Below are 18881 nucleotides of genomic sequence, written 5' to 3' on the forward strand. Positions count from 1 at the left end.
CGCCAGGCACGGTACAGCGCGATATGTTCCACTATGCATTACCCTCTCTCAGGCTGCCGCTTTCCGGCATTTGTCGCTAATTTATTATACTATATTCCCAAGTCTTTGACCAAGCAGAAGCGGCTCACCGTCCGAAAGGTGAGGATATGAGCCAGAGCGGGAATAATATCTCATTGCCTGGGATACGCAGAAAAACAAAAAGCATCTTTGCTTGTAGCAAAGACGCTATCATCATCCTTATTTAAACCGTGCACCTGTTATTGATGGCTGCGATCCAAGCGGTAACCCTACAAAACTGCTCGGGCTAGGCCACCCTCCGGCACAAGAGCAAACTCGCTTATGGCTGCTTCCTTCCGGACCTGACCAGGTTCACAAGCACTCATTGCGGAGGACCCAACCGTCAACACAGCCCATAGGAACCAAGGCCTCACATCGACAGCACCTCTAACAGGAATTCAACCTCGCTACAGCGGATTGCGAGTTACAGGGCACCGCTACCTCCCCGTCTAGCACGGCGAAGATAAGTATAGCTTACGGACAGGCAAAAATCAACTATGCAATATTAGACACCGTATTTCTTCTTGAATCTGTCCACACGGCCGCCGGCATCCAGGAACTTCTGCTTACCGGTGAAGAACGGGTGACAGCTTGAGCAAATTTCGACGCGAAGCTCCTGAACTGTCGAACCGGCTTCAAACGTGTTGCCGCAAGCGCAGGTTACCTTCGTTACATTGTACTTGGGTTGAATGGTTGTTTGCATATGAAATCTCACCTCTCACGCCCTAAGCCTCATGCGGGCCTAGAGTTATATGATTACGCAAGCTACATTCTAGCATGTGAAGCCCAGGCTCTGCAATAGGCCAGCCGTTCTTAAAAAACCTAAGGCCTAGAGCTGCACTCCGCGCCGCTTGGCACGGGCAAGCTCAGCAGGGGGAACATGGGTGAAGGAGCCGATCACAACCTCCGGAAGCTCCTCACGGAAGATCTCGAGCATGGTCTTCATGCCAAGGATCTCTCCCCGTGCAGGGGGAATAAGCTCTAGATAGCTCTCCGGGTCAATATTGAGATTACGCATCTGAATGAGCTTAAGATCTGTACGTCTCACGAACTCCACCATTGCTTCAATCTCTTCCTCACGGTCTGTAACCCCCGGGAAAATCAAATAGTTAATGGAGGTGTATACGCCTTGTGAGGCAGCGTACTTCAGCGACTTCTCCACGTTAGCCAGCGTATACCCGCGAGGCTTGTAATAGGCGTTATAATGGTCATCCAGTGCGCTGATGGTGCTAACCCGCATCAGATCAAGACCGGCATCGACAATGCCGCGGATATGATCGCTTAAGCCGGCATTGGTGTTGATATTGATATAGCCCATATCGGTAATGGACCGGACCTCACGGATAGATTCAATAATCAGCTTCGCCTGCGTAGAAGGCTCACCTTCACAGCCCTGTCCAAAGCTGACAATGGATTCCGGCGTCTTCAGGTGCTCCAGCATCACTTGCGATACTTCGTTCACTGCCGGACGGAAGTTCATCCGTGTCTGCGGGGACACAAACCCGCTGTCATCGGGCTGTTCAGAGATACAACCGAAGCAACCGGCGTTGCAGGAGTAGGAGACAGGAACAGCGCCTTCCCAGCGGCCGAGGAAGGTATTGGACGAGGTTAAGCATTCATACTCCAGCGCGCAGTTGGACAAGTGATTATACAGACGGTTCTCCGGGTACTTGGCAGTCAGTTCGCCCACACCGGTCTTCACATCGTCCCGGTCACAGTTAAGCGGGTTCCACTGCTCCGGATCATCCGTAAGATCAGCCGCCACATAGAATCCGCCGTCCTTCCATACTACAGCGGAATATCCGAAGAGCGGAAGCTTGTAGGTCTTGTCTGTCTTGACGTAACCGGGAAGGCACAGGCGGGTGTATCCCTGCGGCAGCAAGGCTCCGACAGCCTGCGAACCTGCCGGCAGGGGCAGCATCTCGCCGGTCTCCGGATTCATCCCAATCGCCCGGGTGCTCGGGAGCCCGACCAGCGTGGCCCCCTCAGGCAGCGGAACCAGCTCTTCCTCCAGTATCTCAACGATCATATCGCCACTGCGGGCCAGGGCATACAGCTCGGGATGATCATATACGTTTCCTTGTTCGTCGGCATATACCAAATACATGTTATTCTCCTCTTGTTATCTATTCTCAGGTAGTCGGCACAGAAGGCGCCTTGGGACGCGTGGTGCGGCGGGCGGACGAGCCGCTGTTCGAGGTGCCGCCTTTGCTGGCCGTACCGCTTGCTGACGAGGAATCCTTGCCTCCGGCTACATCGAAGGAGGCCAGGAACTCCGCATTCGTCTTGCTGTCACGCAGCTTCTTCAGGAATCCTTCGACGAAGTCATAGGATTCATTCATATTTTTACGGATCGACCAGATGGTATCCAGCTCTTCCTTACTAAGCAATACTTCTTCACGGCGTGTACCCGAACGGCGGATATCAATTGCCGGGAAGATCCGGCGTTCAGCCAGCTTACGGTCCAGATGGAGCTCCATGTTCCCTGTACCCTTGAATTCCTCATAAATAATATCATCCATCCGTGATCCGGTATCAATCAGTGCGGTAGCAAGAATCGTTAAGCTGCCGCCCTCCTCCACGTTACGTGCGGAACCGAAGAAACGCTTAGGCCGATGGAACGCAGCAGGGTCAATCCCTCCGCTAAGTGTCCGGCCGGATGGCGGAACTACGAGATTGTAGGCGCGGGCAAGACGGGTGATACTGTCCAGCAGAATAACGACATCCTTCTTGTGCTCTACCAGACGCAGCGCGCGCTGCAAGACAAGCTCTGCCACTTTAATATGGTTCTCCGGCAGCTCGTCAAATGTCGAAGCCACTACCTCACCTTTAACCGAACGCTGCATATCCGTTACTTCCTCGGGACGTTCATCGATCAGCAGAACAAACAGTGCAATCTCGGGATTGTTCGTAGAGATACTGTTGGCAATTTCTTTGAGGAGGAGCGTCTTCCCTGCTTTGGGAGGTGCTACAATCAAACCGCGCTGCCCCAGTCCTACAGGAGCAAGCAAATCCATGATACGGGTCGATAAATGGGTTGGGGATGTTTCGAGCGGCAGCTTATCTTGCGGATAAAGCGGCGTAAGCGCCGGAAAATGTAACCGTTCAGCTGCAGTTGCCGGATTCTCGCCGTTGACGGCATTCACCTGCAAGAGTCCGAAATAGCGTTCGTTCTCCTTCGGCGTCCGGCATTTCCCGGAGACCAGGTCACCGCTTCTAAGGTCGAACTTGCGGATCTGCGATGCGGAGATATAGATATCCTCTGCACTAGGCAAGTAGTTAATCGGCCGAAGGAAGCCATAGCCTTCCGGCAGAATCTCAAGCACGCCTTCCATAAACATTAGACCGCTCTGCTCTGCCTGTGCTCTAAGAATAGCGAAGATTAACTCCCGCTTCTTAAGCGTTCCGTAATAAGGAATCTGGTATTTCTTGGCAAGCTTATACAGATCGGTAAGCTTCATTTCTTCCAGATCGGAAATTTGAAGATCCATGTGCTATAACCACCTATTCAATTTGTGTATGATGAGTTCTAAACTATGAGTCTATGAAAATGCTTATTAGGATAGGATTACCCGAATTGGAAGGAGATATGCATTTAACAGCCAATTTCTGCCCTTGCCAATCCGGGTATTCTCATTATTCGTTCTCGCGCCAGACATCGGCTCCCAAACTGCGAAGATTACTTACGAGGTTGTCATAACCGCGGTCAATATACTCTACACCTGTCACTTCGGTGATGCCTTCTTCAACAGTCAGACCGGCAATCACCAGCGCTGCGCCTGCACGGAGGTCGGCAGCCTTCACCTTAGCTGCATTGAGCGGGCCGCCTTCAATGATTGCGGAACGTCCCTCTACACGAATCTTAGCGCCCATGCGGACCAATTCAGGAACATGCTTGAACCGGTTGCTGTAGACGAAATCGCTCAGGACGCTAACGCCTTCAGCCTGAGTCAGCATGCTCGTCATTGGCGATTGCAGATCAGTCGCGAAACCGGGATAGATCAGCGCCTTGACATCCGCGTGCTGGTACTTGGCCTTGCCGATCACCCGGATACTCTCATCCAGTTCTTCTATGTCAACTCCCATTTCCAGCAGCTTGGCAGTGAGCGCCTCCAGATGCTTGGGAATCACGTTATCAATTAAGACATTGCCCCGCGTAGCCGCTGCGGCAATCATGTAAGTTCCAGCCTGAATACGGTCAGGAATGATCGAATGGCGGCAGCCGTGCATTTCGTCTACGCCTTCAATCCGGATTGTTTCGGTTCCGGCACCCTTAATAACAGCGCCCATGGAGTTGAGTAGGGTAGCTACATCTATAATCTCAGGCTCTTTAGCCGCATTTTCAATAATTGTAGAGCCTTTGGCACGGGAGGCCGCGAGCATAATGTTAATAGTGGCGCCGACACTGGATACATCCAGATAGATCTTGGCACCGCGCAGTTCTTTGGCATACAGGTGAATCGAGCCATGGTCATTGGTAACAGTCGCACCAAGCGCCTCAAAGCCTTTGATATGCTGGTCAATCGGACGGGGCTCAAAATTACAGCCGCCGGGTAATCCAATGGTCGCTTCCTTAAACCGGCCCAAAAGTGCGCCCATCATATAATAAGAGGCCCGGAGCTTCTTCACCGGTCCGTTAGGCATGGGAATGGATACGATACGGGAGGGATTAATTCTCATTTGGCTGCCTGTCCAAGACACGCTCGCGCCAAGCTCCTCCAGAATTTCGGAGTAAACGGCAACATCACTAAGCGCAGGCAAATTATCCAGCACAACTTCAGACTCCGCCAAAATTGCTGCAGGAATAAGCGCAATGGCGCTATTCTTTGCTCCGCTGATGGTAACAACGCCCTCTAGCGGACGTCCGCCGCCAATCATTAATTTTTCCATAAATTTATCTGGTTCCCCCTACGTGTATTGCAGCTTGTTGTGGCAATACCAGTTGTGGCTTAAGGTGACATAAGGACTGCTTGTGATTGGTGATTAGAAGAAGAAACGGCTGCGCCGTCCTTACCTGAAGGACGGCACCCGTTTCTGAGGAAAACGAAATAGCTTGTGCGGAAAAAACGTTATGCGGCAGGGTAATAATTAGGCTTTGTTGCTGGATCCGAATTCGCGGATTTTGCCGATAACAGTCTGCTTGATAGCATCGCGGCCTGGTGCGATGAATGTACGCGGATCGTAAGCATCCGGCTTAGCAGCAAGAACTTCGCGGACAACCTTAGCGAACGCGATTTGGTTCTCAGTGTTAACGTTGATCTTGGAAGTACCCAGGGAGATGGATTTCTGAATGTCATGTACCGGGATACCAGTTCCGCCGTGAAGTACAAGCGGAAGGTTAACTGCATCGCGGATTTCTTCCATTTCCTTGAATCCAAGGTTTGGTTCGCCCAGGTAAGGACCGTGTACGGAACCCAGTGCAGGAGCCAGAGTGTCAATGCCTGTTTCTTTAACAATGCGTACGCATTCGTTAAGGTCAGCGTATTGGATGCCGCCGATAACGTCATCTTCCTGTCCGCCTACAGTACCAACTTCTGCTTCTACAGAAACACCTTTAGCGTGAGCATAGTCAACAACCTTCTTGGTCATCTCAATGTTATGATCAATCGGGTGGTGGGAGCCGTCGATCATTACGGAAGTAAATCCGGCATCGATAGCTTCTTTACATTTGTCAAAGCTTGAACCGTGGTCCAAGTGGATGGCTACAGGAACGGTGATTTTCATGTCATGAATAAGACCTTCAACCATCTTAACTACTGTGTAAAAGCCGCCCATGTGACGGGCTGCGCCTTCGGATACGCCAAGGATTACCGGTGACTTCTCTTCTTCTGCTGCACCAAGAATCGCTTGCGTCCACTCCAGGTTATTGATGTTGAACTGGCCAACTGCATATTTTCCTTCAAGTGCTTTGGTCAACATGTCTGTCATAGATACTAATGGCATGGTTTCAATCCTCCTAAAATATTGGGTTGCTTATATAAGCCGACATCACATACAGGCCTATTATAGCACATCCTGTGTTAAATACTAAATAGGATACACAAAAAAATGTCCCGGTGGGACGATATTCAGCCAACCCTTTGCCGGCGGACTATTTTCTCATTTAGCGTATCCATAACAGGACGTCCCCAAACTATAAACTTCTAAGCTAGCTGCATTGGTCAATCGACTTGTTGTGCAGATGCATATTGACGGCAACGCGCATCTCATCAATATCAAACGGCTTGGTAAAATGCATCAGGGCCCCCAGCTTGGTCGCTTCCTTAATCATGTCCAGCTCTCCGTAGGCCGTCATCATAATGACCTTGATCGCCGGATTAAGCTCCTTCAGATGCTTGAGAATCTCGAGTCCGTCCATCCCCGGAATTTTCATATCCAGCAAAACCATATCCGGCGATTCGTTCCTGACAATGTCCAGCGCCAATTTCCCGTTAGCTGCCTGAAAGGTGGCATAACCTTCACTATTGAATACTTCCATGAGAAGAATCCGGATTCCATTCTGATCGTCGACGATTAACACTTTTTTCTTTTCCATACGTTACCCTCCCAGAGTTTAAGGCAGATTGTCCATACCGCGCCCTCTCAACAGCTAACGGCCCCGCTTCAACTTAGTCTATACGAAACCTATTATTCGTGCTTTGCAGCCAAAATCCTGCTAATTGGCTAAAATGCGTAAATCTATGCCATATAAAGGAGGAATTCCGGTGAAAAAGCGGGAATACAGTCCCCTTGCATTCCGGGAGCTATTGTGCAAAGGAGGTTTTGTCAAAAAGAAAGCCCCCGAACCGGGAGCTCCCACAGGCCTGTCTGGCCTATTCATTCTATAGTTACATTTGCTCGGAATGTGTAAGCGAGGCTTTGACAAATTCACGGAACAGCGGCTGCGGACGGTTCGGACGGGAGGTGAATTCCGGGTGAAATTGCACGGACAGGAACCACGGGTGACCCGGCAGCTCGACAATCTCCACCAGACGACCGTCAGGGGAGGTTCCGGAAATAACCAGACCTGCCTTCTCCATCTCATCACGGTAAGCATTGTTGAACTCATACCGGTGACGGTGACGCTCATAGACCAGCTCATCGTCATAGCAGGACATAGCCAGGGAATCCGGCAAAAGCTTGCAAGGATACAGGCCGAGGCGCATCGTGCCGCCCATATCTTCGATATCCTTCTGCTCTGGCAGAAGGTCAATCAGCGGATGCGGAGTCGCAGGATCGATCTCGGAGCTGTTCGCTCCTGCCAGTCCCAGCATGGAACGGCCGTACTCGATGACAGACACCTGCATTCCCAGGCAAATGCCGAAGAACGGAATGGACTGCTCCCGCGCATAGCGGATGGCCGAGATCTTGCCTTCGATTCCCCGGTCACCGAAACCGCCTGGAACCAGAATGCCCCCGATGCCGCCCAGCAGCTCATCCACATTCTCATCCGTCACCAGCTCTGCATCGACCCACCGGAGCTTCACTTCGGCATTGGAGGCAAATCCGGCATGGGACAAGGATTCGACCACGCTCAGGTAAGCATCGTGCAGCGCCACATACTTGCCGACGATGGCAATCTCAACGGTACGCTCCAGCTTCTGAATCCGCTCCAGCATGCTCTCCCATTCGCGCATATCCGGTGCAGGAGTGGTCAGCTTCAAATGATTGACGACAATCTCATCCAGACCTTCGTCGCGCAGATTCAGCGGCACTTCATAGAGCGTCGCGGCATCGCGGCATTCCACAACGGCGTTCGCATCGATATCACAGAACAGAGCCAGCTTGGCTTTCATATCGTCGGTGAGCGGATATTCCGTACGGCATACGATCACATTGGGCTGAATCCCGATGCTGCGCAGCTCCTTGACACTGTGCTGGGTCGGCTTTGTTTTCACTTCTCCGGCTGCTTTGATATAAGGAATCAGGGTTACGTGAATGTACATGACATTCTCCCGGCCGATGTCGCTCTTGATCTGGCGGATGGCTTCCATGAACGGCAGACTCTCGATGTCGCCCACGGTGCCGCCGATTTCGGTAATGACTACATCGGAGCCGGTCTCACGGCCTGCACGGAAGACGCGTTCCTTGATTTCGTTCGTAATATGCGGGATAACCTGTACAGTTCCCCCTAAGTATTCCCCGCGGCGTTCTTTGCTGATGACCGAGGAATAGATTTTGCCTGTGGTTACGTTGCTGTTCTTGGACAGGTTAATGTCAATAAACCGCTCGTAATGCCCAAGATCGAGGTCGGTCTCCGCACCGTCATCGGTTACGAATACTTCCCCGTGCTGATAAGGACTCATTGTTCCCGGGTCCACGTTAATGTAAGGATCGAATTTCTGGATCGTTACCTTGAGACCTCTGTTCTTGAGCAGTCTGCCCAGCGAAGCAGCGGTAATGCCTTTGCCAAGGGAAGACACAACGCCACCCGTTACGAAAATATACTTTGTCACTCTAAAACCCTCCTAAATAAAGTCCAGAAATTCAGGGGACGCTTGATGCTTATCGTATCCCTTTTTTCCATCATCCAACCGGGGAACCCGAAAGTTGCTTCCACCCGCCAAAATTCAAGGCCGGCAGCCTGGGAATTGCGGAAAACCGCAGCTTCTTGGCATACAAATGAAGCGAAGCCTATTCCTTCTTATCTTGTAAAAAAACAAAAAAGTGACACCCGTAGACCCGGGGCACTTTTTATTTTCGAAAACAATATTAACTTTCATTATAAGCCCATGCAATAGTTTACTCTGAGCGTCCCGCCCCTGTCAAGGGAGGAATTGCGCGCTGCAAAGACTGTTCTAATATTTATCTTCCTCGTCCTCATCGTCGGCATCGTCTTCTTCGCCGTCTTCGGAATCTTCATCATCCGATTCGTCTTCGTCAATGTCGTCTTCATCGATGACTACATCTTCGTCAACTTCCTCTTCGCTGTCGTCGTCGGAATAGAGGTCGTCGCGATCTTCGTCAATCGCATCGAAATCCTCTTCCTCGGCAGCATAATTCTCTTCTTCATCGGTGAAGTCGTCATCTTCCAGATCGTCGTCTTCGTCGTTGATAATCCGCACCCGCTTGGTGTTGCCGACAGGGTCATCGGAGCGTTCGAGCGGGTACCAGCGCTTCAACCCCCACAGGTTGGTTCCGACACAGGCAAAACGTCCGTCAATATTAATCTCGGTATATAGCTGGGCGATCGTATCTTGGCTCTCTTGATCGGTCAACCCGCGCAGCTTGGCAACCTCCACCATCAGATCACGGTAATAGTAAGGCGTATTGGCTGCCTTAAGCACCAGGAAGGCCAGGTCTACCATCGGCATTTCTTTTACTTTCTCAGGGTCCAGCTTTAAATTGAGTGGCGTACTCACTAAAGGACACTTCCTCTCACGCATTGTTCACATTCAATCATGCTTCATTCATGATATCCATTAACAAAACTAAGTAAAACCTATTTGCGGGTAAATTGCAAGTCTATTGCAGCAAGATCAGGGAAACAGGATTGGCGGTGCTTCCGCATGAAGAAGGCTTGTCCACCTGGACAGGGCAATAAATGGGATGAGCATGGACGGGCTTTTCATTCCAAAAAGGCGGAGGGGTTACCCCTCCGCGCATGACTGTATCCACGCCAAGGATCGGCTCCTTACGGGATGTTGCAGGGCGCCTCGCGGTTCCCTCTGTTTATTTTATGTAAACTCCAGCCTTTTGACACGATGGGCAGCCTATTTCGTTAAAAAAGGGCAAGTTCCCATTCGGACGCCATCCCCCTTTCATACAATATGGCAGCACGGCACCGAGGAGGGGACGGCGTAACCTATGGATTATTACGGATTTTGGCAGATGCTGCTTGAAGAAATGAAGGCTGCCTCCAAAAGTGCACCACGGCACATTGTGACCTTCAACGACCCCCGCATGTATGCCGGCGCATTGTCGCAGTGGAAATCTCTGAAGAGTAAAAAGCCTGGCCTGAGGCAGGTTCAGGTCTCTACGCTGATCCGGGCTTTTTTCGTGCCCGCCGCCGGAGCAGAGCGGCTGATGGACCGTTATGCGGATTCCCTCTGTATAGAAGAAGACCACCGGATTAAGGTTCACTCGCCCCTGGCGGACAAAAGCGGTTCCGCCCTGATGCCCTGGGGGATCAGGGCCATCCGCGCTCCGCAGGCCTGGTCCAGATCGACCGGCGTTCATGTGAAGATCGGCGTCATCGATACGGGCGTTGATTTCCGCCATCCTGATCTCAGGCATTCCCTGGCCTCCGGGGTCAACCTGCTGAACCGCGGCATGATGCCGCTGGATGACAACGGCCACGGCACGCATATTGCCGGCACCCTGGCGGCGGCCGGGGGCGCGCGCAACATGATGGGCGTAGCCCCCCGGGCGCTGCTCTATCCGGTCAAGGCCTTCGACCACAACGGCTCCGCTTATGTGTCGGATATTGTCCTTGGCATCGATTGGTGCGTGCAGAACAAAATCGATATCATTAACATGAGCTTCGGGATGAGGAACCGGAGCAAGGCTCTGCATGATGTGGTAATCAAGGCCTACCGGGCCGGGATTGCCATCATCGCTTCCGCCGGCAACGACGGCAAGCGCGGCGGGGATTACCCCGCGCGCTATCCGGAGACGATTGCCGTAGGCGCTCTTGACAGAAGGCAGCGCGTCGCGGCCTTCAGCAACCGCGGACCGTACATCGATGTGTACGGTCCGGGCGAGGGCATCCCCTCCTGCTGGCTGCGGGAGGGGTACAAGGAAATGAGCGGCACCTCCATGGCGACCTCCCATGTCACCGGTGCCGCGGCCCTGCTGCTCGCGCTGCGGCCGGGGCTGTCGCCCCGCGAGCTGAAGCTGCTCTTGCGCCGCACCGCCTCGCCGGTGCGGCTGCGCAAGGGCCAGCGCCGCGCATCGCTGGGCGGCGGTGCGGCCGATGCGCTGCGGCTGCTGCGCGTAGGCATCCGGGCCCGGCGCGCCAGCAGCGGGGCTGGCGGCAGCGCAGCCGGTGGCAGCGGCGCTGGCAGCGGAAGCAGCAGCGGGGCGAAGGCCGCTGCGGCGGCAAAGGCGTAAGGTACAGCGGCATGGCAAGACCAAAAAACGCCGCCCCCAGAAAATAGGGGCGGCGCTTTCCAAGTATAGTTACATCCGGTCCGGTGCGGTAACACCAACCAGCCGCAGGACATTGGCAATGGCCGTCCGTGCAGCGCCCAGCAGGGCAAGGCGGGCTACCGTCTGAGCAGCATCCTCAGTGATTACGCGCTCTGCCTTGTAGTAGCTGTGGAACAGCGAAGCCAGGTCGTATACATAGCGGACCAGCCGGTGCGGCGCATAGCCCTCGGCGGCAATGGTAATCTCCGCAGGCAGTTCACCGATTTTGCGGAGCAGATCATATTCATGTGCGGCAGTCAGCTTGCTGTAATCAATCTGGGCTGCATCCGGCACTACAATCCCCTGCTCCTCCGCTTGGCGGAATATGCTGCAAATCCGCGCATGTGCGTACTGTACATAGAATACAGGGTTCTCATTGGATGTCGAAATCGCCAGATCCATGTCAAAGTCCAGATGCGAATCCATGCTGCGCATGGTGAAGAAGTAACGGATCGCGTCGATTCCGACTTCCTCCATCAGGTCTTCCATCGTCACGGCTTTGCCGGTACGCTTGGACATCTTGACCTTCTCGCCATCCTGGAACAGGCTGACCATCTGGGCGATCAGCACCACGAGCTTCTCGGGATCATTGCCGAGCGCCGCCATAGCCGCCTTCATCCGTGGAATATAGCCGTGGTGGTCGGCTCCCCAGATGTTGATCATCGTGTCGTAGCCGCGGCCGTATTTGTCGCTGTGATAGGCGATGTCCGGTGTGAGGTACGTATACGTGCCATCGTTCTTTATCAGCACGCGGTCTTTATCATCGCCGTATTTGGTGGTCGCAAGCCAGGTGGCGCCTTCCTTCTCATAGACTTCTCCGCGCTCGCGGAGCTCATCCAGCGAACGCAGCACTTCTCCGTTCTCATAGAGGGAGGTTTCACTGAACCAGATATCGAAGTTGACCCGGAACCGGCTGAGGTCACGTTTGATTTTGTCGAGCTCCTTGGCAAGCCCGTAGGTACGGAAGAATGCCGCCCGGTCGCCCGGTGTCATAGCCAGCAGAGAGTCGCCCTTCTCCGCCACCAGCTCCTTGGCGAAGCCCTTGATATCCTCTCCATGATAACCGTCCTCCGGCATCTCGGCCGGCTGGCCCAGCTCCTGCAGGTACCGGGTCTCGATGGATAAGCACAGATTGGCGACCTGGTTGCCGGCATCATTAATGTAGTATTCCCGGGTCACGTTGTAACCGGCATAATCCAGCACGTTGCACAGGGCATCGCCGACCGCAGCGCCGCGGGCATGTCCCAGATGAAGGCTGCCGGTAGGGTTTGCGCTTACGAACTCCATTTCCACACGCTTGCCCTGGCCTATGTTCACACGGCCATAACCTTCACCCTGCTCGGCCACAAGTGCGATCACGGGGTAGAGATAGCTTTTGGACAAAGTGAAGTTAATGAAGCCCGGTCCGGCAATCTCCGCCTTCTCAATAGAAGCGCGGCCCGTATCCAGATGCTCTATAATCGCCTCGGCGATCTGCCGGGGGTTACGCTTAGCAATCTTGGTCAGCTGCATCGCAGCATTCGTGGCCATATCTCCATGGGCCTTGTCCTTCGGTACTTCCAGCACAATGGCCGGCAGCTCTTCGCGGGACACCAGACCTGCGGCTACTACCGCATCGGCGATGGCCTCCTTCACCCGTTCATGGGCAAGCTGGAGCGGATTTAAAGATTGTGTCATGATTGTGGTTCCTCCTGTATATTCAAACTTATAGCGAACTGTCCTGATATTTCCCCGTATACGTAGAGATCATATTCCCATGAAACGGCAAGCGATCTTCCTTCGCGCTTGATGTCCAGTGTCTTCGTGTCTGTGGTGAGATTGAACTGTGTATAAGGCGAGCGGTAGAATCCGGGCAGCGGTTGCCCCGGCTCAAAGGACTGCTCCGACTGGACAGCGCCATGGCGGATCAGCTTGATTCTGCCCTCTGAAATCTTCAGTGTGTTGCGTACCACAACTGCTGCGCCTTCGGGTGCGGTCTGCTGCTCTTCATAAATGATGTACAGCGACTGCCCCTTGGCAATAGCCTCTCCTGCAGCATGTACCACACTGCGCTCTGTGCCCTGCACACTCTCCAGCGTTACCGAAACGCCGTATTTGCCTTGCGGTCCTTCAGTCATCACACGTTCCCCGCTTATTCGTACTTGTAATCATAGAGGTCATATTCGCTTTCCCATTGTACACTATATCCAGATCAGGAGGGCATTTCAATCGCTTTTTCATCTGCCCTGGCCCTCACAGCGGCAATAACGCCACACGCTCCCTGCTGCGAAGCTGGCTGATCATCGATGTCCAGGCTTCCGGCTTGCCCTCCAGCACGGCGTAATAACGGGTCAGGAAATCGGCCACCAGCGGCGCCGCGATGCTCTCCTGCTCCTCATCTCCGGGCATGAAGCAGAGGTCCAGACCGGACACCGCCTCGCCATCTCCCTGCCAGGAAGGGTGGACGTAGGGAATATCTATCCTTTTATAGCCCAAATGCGACAGAACTTCACGGCGGACGTACGGGTCCATCGGCTTAATTCCGCCAAAATCATACCCCACACGGTACGGATCATAGATCTCAGCGAACATCCCCAGCAGCTCCGTGTGATTCTCAGCCGCCAGCTTCTCCAGGTCCTTCAAGCGTTGACGCGCCAGAAAACGGCCAATGCCCAGCCCTTCCCGGCCAATGATGGTGAAATCAGTCATCGCTACATTCCAGTCGGCATAGTAACGGTATTCCGTAGTGCCTACAACCTTCCCTTCATGCACCGCAGCGAACACGCGTATTCCAGGATCGGCAAGCGGCTCCTTCCACAAACTGTATTCCAGCACTTCCTCAGGCGGAAATACATCCGACAACAGCTGATGCACCTCTCTGAACAACGGGTCGGCAATATCTGTAATTCTTCTATATTCCATAGTCAAGGGATCTCCTCCAAGCGATAGGCTGTATTCATTTATTGAAAAGGATTCCGCCATTCCATCAGCGCTGCGTAATTCCCTGATTCCTCGTCCTCCAGATAACCCGCGACCACACGAACCGGAGACCGGCCGCACCGCAGCAGAAAAGTAATCACCGGATCAGACCAGCTTCCGGCGATAACCCCGGCCAGATACTCTTCCGCTGTCATCTGCCCGGCCACCCGGTGATAGCCCGGCATCCGGCCCGCTCCCAGCAGCCGCTCCAGCTTCTGCTGCACGACCACATGGTATAACGACTGGACCAGCTCCTTGCCCAGACCCAGCTTGCGGTACCCGGGACGGACACACAAATCCGCGATATACAGTGTGTTCCCGCCCGGCTGATGCGTAGTGAGATAACCGTCTGCCGTAACCTCTGACCACGTATGATGATGCGCCTGCGCCTCCGGGTCGAAATTCATCAGAAGTCCGGTAACCGATCCGGCCAGCTCCCCGGCCACCTCTACACATAAGGCCCCTTCCGGAAAAAGTGTCACGTGATTCAGCAGCTGCTCCCGGTTCCACCACAGCTCCGCAGGATAAGGCGGCGGGAACGCCTCGGACTGAATCGTGATCAGCTCGGTGAAGTCAGCTTCCGTATAGGAACGGATTACCGCAGGCACCGGCGTCTTGCCGTCCAGAGCGTAGAACTTCTTATAATACATCCGTTAGTCTCCCCCTTACGTCCAGTCGGTGTACAGATCGGTGCGGCGGTCACGCCACGTAGTTACAGACCCGTGTTCCCGGACGCGGTACAGCAGCTCCAGATCCAGATCGGCGGTGATGATCATATCGTTGTTGATCTCTCCTTCGGCCAGCAGACCCTGCGGAGGGAACGGAATATCATTGGGTGTGATAATCGCCGCCTGGCCGAAGTTGGCCCGCATCAGATCAACCGTAGGCAGTGAGCCTACGGTGCCGGTCAGCACCACGTAGACTTGATTCTCGATAGCCCGCGCGTGGCTTGTATACCGTACCCGGTGGAAGCCGTGGCGGTCATCCGTGCAGGACGGGCAGAAGATCACATCTGCACCCTTGGCCCGGGCCATGCGCACAATCTCAGGGAATTCAATGTCATAGCAGGTCAGCATGGCAATGGTTCCATGGTCTGTCTGGAATACCTGAAGCTCCTCACCCGCCCCCATATTCCAGCCCTCTACCTCAGCAGGGGTAATATGCAGCTTGGCCTGCTCGGCAATTCTTCCGTCCGGATAAAACAGATGGGCCACATTATACAGCTTGCCGCCGCGCCGCAGCACATGGGTCCCCCCAATAATATGTACCGCATACTTCCCCGCGTACCCGGAGAACATCTCCAGGTAACGGTCTGTGAACTGCGGCAGATCCTCTATCCCCAGCGCCTCCCCGTCCTCGCCTCCAATCGACATCAGCTGTGTCGTAAGAAATTCAGGGAAGAGGATAAATTCGGCCCCGTACTCTCCGGCCGTCTTGATATAGTGCTCACACTCGGCAGCAAACTCCCCGAAGGAAGAGATGGTGTGCAGATGATATTGTACAGCAGATACGCGAAAAGCCATGGCGGCAGTCCTCCCGGGCATGATAGTTACATGCATTTTCATAAGTATCTAAAATTTTACCATAACCGTTCACAAAATCACACAAGTCGCAGCGGGCGCATACTCCCCGGTATCCCGCCGGGTCGGGCAAGTTCCGCTTTCTCTGATAATGGTGAATATCTCCTCTCATCCTTTCCCATAATGAGGAATACAAGCCGCGGCAGCCCTCATGGGGCCAGCCTGTGTTACTGCTTGAATTCGAAGGAGCCTGATACCATGACGCGCGATTCTGCCACACCCAAAGTCCGCAAACGCCGCTTCCGCCTGCTCTTTCGGCTGCTGGCCGTCTCCGCCCTGCTGTTCCTGCTGGCAGCCGGCGCTCTGCTTGGATACCTATATCAGAAGCCGCTCCCCCCGCTCGGGGATGATGTCCGCTCCAGACTGCTTGACGCCAGGGGCAATGTGATGACCACCTTCACTACAGACGGCCGCAGCCGCGAGCCTGTTGAGCTTAACCGGATCTCCCCGCTGCTCATCAAGGCCACGCTGGCTGTGGAGGACCGGAAATTCTATAATCATATCGGCTTTGATCTGAAAGGTATGGGGAGAGCGGTACTCGCCAATCTGGAGGCGGGCAGACGCACGCAAGGGGCCAGCACCTTAACCCAGCAGCTCGCCCGCAATCTGTACCTGACCCATGAGAAGACCTGGACCCGCAAGGCCAAGGAAGCGCTATATACTCTGCAGCTGGAAATGAAATATTCTAAGGATGAAATTCTGAATATGTATTTAAATGAAATCTACTACGGACACGGGGCTTACGGAATCGAGGCTGCGGCCCGGATGTATTTCGGTAAAGCTGCCGCAGATCTGGATCTGGCGGAGAGCGCCCTGCTTGCCGGAGTGCCCAAGGGACCCACCTATTATTCTCCTTATAATCATCTGGACAGCGCCTTGAAGCGTCAAGGCATTATCCTGGCCGCCATGGTTGATACGGGGGATATTACCGAGTCGCAGGCACAGGAGGCTGCTAAGGAGCAGCTGAAGCTGAGTCCTCAGGGTCAAAAGGATACCACGGTGGCTGCACCCTATTTCCGCGATTATGTGCGCAGTCTTGTGATCGACAGCCTGCATATCAGCAGTGACGAGCTGGACCGGGGCGGGCTGAATGTCTATACAACGCTTGACCCGGATATGCAGCAGGCTGCGGAAGCGGCGGTGGATCAGGGGATGGACCACAGCAGCGAGCTGGAGACGGCCCTGGTCTCCGTTGATCCCCGCACCGGCTATGTGAAGGCTATGGTCGGGGGCACGAATTACCGGACCAGCTCCTTCAACCATGCGCTGGCGAAGACGCGCCAGCCCGGCTCTTCCTTTAAGCCGATTATGTATTTGGCGGCGCTGTCGACCAAAGAAATGACCGGCTTGTCCGTCTTCAACAGCCAGCCGACGCTGTTCCATTATGATAACAACCGCAAGACGTACCAGCCCCGGAATTTCGGGGATAAATATCTGGGAGAGATTAATATGCGGCAGGCCATTGCCGCGTCCGACAATATCTATGCAGTGAATACTATTATGAAGATCGGGGCAGATAAGGTCGCCGCTATGGCGGCCGCCATGGGGATTAACAGCCCGCTGCAGAGCGTTCCTTCGCTGGCGCTGGGAACCTCGCCTGTCAGCCCGCTGGAGATGGCCTCAGCCTTCGCAGTGATTGCCAGTGGCGGAGTGAAGCAGCCGGTCACTGCGGTCCTGAAGATCACGGATGCGGGCGGACATCTTCTATATGAAGCTCCGCAGCCAGAGGGTCAGCCCGTGGTTGAGCCGGCAGCGGCTTATGTGTTAACCCGGCTGATGGAGGGGGTCTTCGAGAGCGGAGGCACCGGGAACCGGGTGGCCTCGATGATCAAGCGTCCGGTTGCCGGCAAGACCGGCACCACAGATACCGACGGATGGATGGTCGGCTTCACGCCTGAGCTCTCAACCGCCGTCTGGGTCGGATACGATAAGGGCCGCGATATTGCGACCACCGACGGCAGACGGGCAGCACCTATCTTCGCCGGATTCACGGAAAAAGCACTGGAGAATGTGCCGCCGAAGATTTTCCCCATTCCCGATGGCGTAGTCAGCGTATATGTCGATCCGCTGTCCGGCATGCTGGCTACAGCAGACTGTCCGGAGAAAAAGCTGGAGACCTTCATCAGCGGCACAGAGCCAACCGGATATTGTGACCAGCATAGCTCCGGTGAACCCGGTGCTTCCGGAAGCACCGATCCTTCCGCTCCAGCCGATCCGGTCAAGGAAGATCATTCCCTATGGAACAATATCAAGCGCTGGTGGATGAACTAACTAACCGGGGATTGCCGCTCCCCGCTGTCTGCGTTACGATGGGGAGACTGGCAGAGGCGTACGCCCGCCTAACTCCGCCGCAGGAAGGTGTGTCATCCATTCATGAAGCCGAATCATTCCGGCAGCCTTGAGCCGGACGCGCCACAGCTGCTGCAGCCTGAGCTCTATAAGCTCGCGGCAGTTGAAGCAGCGCCGCGCCTTCTTGGCCAGCATCTGGTCCGCCGCACAGAAGACGGGGACATCCGCTGCCGTATTGTGGAGACAGAGAGCTATGGAGGCGCTGAGGATAAAGGCAGCCATGCGTATGGCAGCCGCCGGACCGCCCGTACAGAGGTCATGTTCAGCGCCGGAGGCGCAGTGTATATATACCTGATCTACGGCATGTACCATTGCCTGAATGTCGTAACTGCTGCACAGGACGAGCCTCATGCCGTTCTGATCCGGGCAGTAGAGCCGCTTACGGAGAGGGATGCCGAGCTTATGACGGCATACAGGGGAGTTGCCGTGAGGAAGCCCTCGGACCTCTCCGGCGGGCCGGGCAAGCTGTGCCGGGCGCTGCGGATTGACAAGAGCCTTAACCATTCCAGATTCGATCTGCCGGAAGGCCCGCTGAGCATCGAGCAGGGGGAAGAGCCGGCGTTCCTGGATATTGTCCAGGCCCCGCGCATCAATATTCCTTATGCGGGAGAGTATGCCGGGCTCCCCTGGCGCTTCTATCTCCGGGGCAATCCTTATGTATCGGTCAGCGATCCGCAGGCGCAGCCCCACAGGCTGGCCTAAAGGCCTATAGCGCTGTTTCGGCTGTGGTATATTGGGTATTAATAAGAGAACCCTAATCAGCCTCTCCCTTGGACTTTCCAGGCGGAGAGGTTTTTTGTGTGATCTTGTCCTCTTCATTTTAAAACG

General features: G+C 54.5%; 18 protein-coding genes and 1 other RNA gene. 5 read left to right on the plus strand and 14 right to left on the minus strand.

Annotated elements, in window-relative coordinates:
• Positions 1 to 246: 246 nt before the first annotated feature.
• The 8 genes from ffs to MKY96_RS28265 all read right to left on the minus strand — a co-directional run bounded on the left by ffs (position 247) and on the right by MKY96_RS28265 (position 8492).
• Positions 247 to 515: signal recognition particle sRNA large type (gene ffs, locus MKY96_RS28230), an RNA gene on the minus strand.
• Positions 516 to 562: 47 nt separating this feature from the next.
• A complete protein-coding gene (gene rpmE, locus MKY96_RS28235) occupies positions 563 to 760 on the minus strand; it encodes a 50S ribosomal protein L31 (RefSeq protein ID WP_036724459.1) in 198 nt (65 codons plus the stop codon).
• A 126-nt stretch (positions 761 to 886) separates the two neighbouring features.
• Entirely contained in the window at positions 887 to 2164 is a 1278-nt protein-coding gene (locus MKY96_RS28240; RefSeq protein ID WP_340945653.1) for a radical SAM protein, read from the minus strand.
• 25 nt (positions 2165 to 2189) lie between these two features.
• Positions 2190 to 3548 (minus strand): transcription termination factor Rho, encoded by a 1359-nt coding sequence (gene rho, locus MKY96_RS28245; protein WP_076162080.1) that lies wholly within the window; start codon positions 3546 to 3548, stop codon positions 2190 to 2192.
• 145 nt (positions 3549 to 3693) lie between these two features.
• Positions 3694 to 4947: a UDP-N-acetylglucosamine 1-carboxyvinyltransferase gene (locus tag MKY96_RS28250; protein ID WP_340945656.1), complete on the minus strand. Its 1254-nt coding sequence runs from the start codon at positions 4945 to 4947 to the stop codon at positions 3694 to 3696.
• A gap of 198 nt (positions 4948 to 5145) precedes the next feature.
• Positions 5146 to 6000, minus strand: a complete 855-nt coding sequence (fba, locus tag MKY96_RS28255) for a class II fructose-1,6-bisphosphate aldolase (protein WP_036724454.1) — start codon at positions 5998 to 6000, stop codon at positions 5146 to 5148.
• A gap of 205 nt (positions 6001 to 6205) precedes the next feature.
• The gene (locus MKY96_RS28260) at positions 6206 to 6592 is read right to left on the minus strand and encodes a response regulator (RefSeq protein ID WP_340945658.1); all 387 of its coding nucleotides are present in this window, start codon (positions 6590 to 6592) and stop codon (positions 6206 to 6208) included.
• A gap of 292 nt (positions 6593 to 6884) precedes the next feature.
• Positions 6885 to 8492 carry a CTP synthase gene (locus MKY96_RS28265; protein WP_340945661.1) on the minus strand — a complete coding sequence of 536 codons (1608 nt, stop codon included), beginning with the start codon at positions 8490 to 8492 and terminating at the stop codon, positions 6885 to 6887.
• 45 nt (positions 8493 to 8537) lie between these two features.
• Here MKY96_RS28265 and MKY96_RS28270 point away from each other — a divergent pair, with 45 nt between their 5' ends.
• Positions 8538 to 8777: a hypothetical protein gene (locus MKY96_RS28270; RefSeq protein WP_340945662.1), complete on the plus strand. Its 240-nt coding sequence runs from the start codon at positions 8538 to 8540 to the stop codon at positions 8775 to 8777.
• A 57-nt stretch (positions 8778 to 8834) separates the two neighbouring features.
• On the opposite strand, the gene rpoE is transcribed toward MKY96_RS28270, so the two are convergent.
• Positions 8835 to 9398, minus strand: a complete 564-nt coding sequence (gene rpoE / locus MKY96_RS28275) for a DNA-directed RNA polymerase subunit delta (protein ID WP_339312211.1) — start codon at positions 9396 to 9398, stop codon at positions 8835 to 8837.
• A gap of 445 nt (positions 9399 to 9843) precedes the next feature.
• Between rpoE and MKY96_RS28280 the strand changes: the two genes are divergently transcribed.
• Positions 9844 to 11088 carry a S8 family peptidase gene (locus MKY96_RS28280; protein ID WP_340945663.1) on the plus strand — a complete coding sequence of 415 codons (1245 nt, stop codon included), beginning with the start codon at positions 9844 to 9846 and terminating at the stop codon, positions 11086 to 11088.
• A gap of 69 nt (positions 11089 to 11157) precedes the next feature.
• Here the strand turns inward: MKY96_RS28280 and argS are convergent, their stop codons facing one another.
• The 5 genes from argS to MKY96_RS28305 all read right to left on the minus strand — a co-directional run bounded on the left by argS (position 11158) and on the right by MKY96_RS28305 (position 15647).
• Positions 11158 to 12843 (minus strand): arginine--tRNA ligase, encoded by a 1686-nt coding sequence (gene argS, locus MKY96_RS28285; RefSeq protein ID WP_340945665.1) that lies wholly within the window; start codon positions 12841 to 12843, stop codon positions 11158 to 11160.
• Positions 12840 to 13283: a DUF1934 domain-containing protein gene (locus MKY96_RS28290; RefSeq protein WP_076084844.1), complete on the minus strand. Its 444-nt coding sequence runs from the start codon at positions 13281 to 13283 to the stop codon at positions 12840 to 12842. The genes argS and MKY96_RS28290 overlap by 4 nt, the downstream gene beginning before the upstream one ends.
• 115 nt (positions 13284 to 13398) lie before the next feature.
• Entirely contained in the window at positions 13399 to 14067 is a 669-nt protein-coding gene (locus MKY96_RS28295; protein WP_340945668.1) for a GNAT family N-acetyltransferase, read from the minus strand.
• 38 nt (positions 14068 to 14105) lie between these two features.
• A complete protein-coding gene (locus tag MKY96_RS28300; RefSeq protein WP_340945670.1) occupies positions 14106 to 14774 on the minus strand; it encodes a GNAT family N-acetyltransferase in 669 nt (222 codons plus the stop codon).
• 15 nt (positions 14775 to 14789) lie between these two features.
• Positions 14790 to 15647: a carbon-nitrogen hydrolase family protein gene (locus MKY96_RS28305; RefSeq protein ID WP_340945672.1), complete on the minus strand. Its 858-nt coding sequence runs from the start codon at positions 15645 to 15647 to the stop codon at positions 14790 to 14792.
• 255 nt (positions 15648 to 15902) lie between these two features.
• Between MKY96_RS28305 and MKY96_RS28310 the strand changes: the two genes are divergently transcribed.
• Genes MKY96_RS28310 through MKY96_RS28320 form a run of 3 tightly spaced genes read left to right on the plus strand, consistent with a single transcriptional unit; the run spans position 15903 to position 18755 of the window.
• Positions 15903 to 17975 carry a transglycosylase domain-containing protein gene (locus tag MKY96_RS28310; protein WP_340945675.1) on the plus strand — a complete coding sequence of 691 codons (2073 nt, stop codon included), beginning with the start codon at positions 15903 to 15905 and terminating at the stop codon, positions 17973 to 17975.
• On the plus strand, positions 17942 to 18106 hold the full coding sequence (locus tag MKY96_RS28315) for a hypothetical protein (RefSeq protein ID WP_340945678.1): 165 nt from the start codon (positions 17942 to 17944) through the stop codon (positions 18104 to 18106). The genes MKY96_RS28310 and MKY96_RS28315 overlap by 34 nt, the downstream gene beginning before the upstream one ends.
• On the plus strand, positions 18078 to 18755 hold the full coding sequence (locus MKY96_RS28320) for a DNA-3-methyladenine glycosylase (RefSeq protein ID WP_340945681.1): 678 nt from the start codon (positions 18078 to 18080) through the stop codon (positions 18753 to 18755). Before MKY96_RS28315 ends, MKY96_RS28320 begins: the two co-directional genes overlap by 29 nt.
• Positions 18756 to 18881: the final 126 nt, after the last annotated feature.

The organism is Paenibacillus sp. FSL R7-0302, from assembly GCF_038006885.1.
Lineage (GTDB): Bacteria > Bacillota > Bacilli > Paenibacillales > Paenibacillaceae > Paenibacillus_AQ.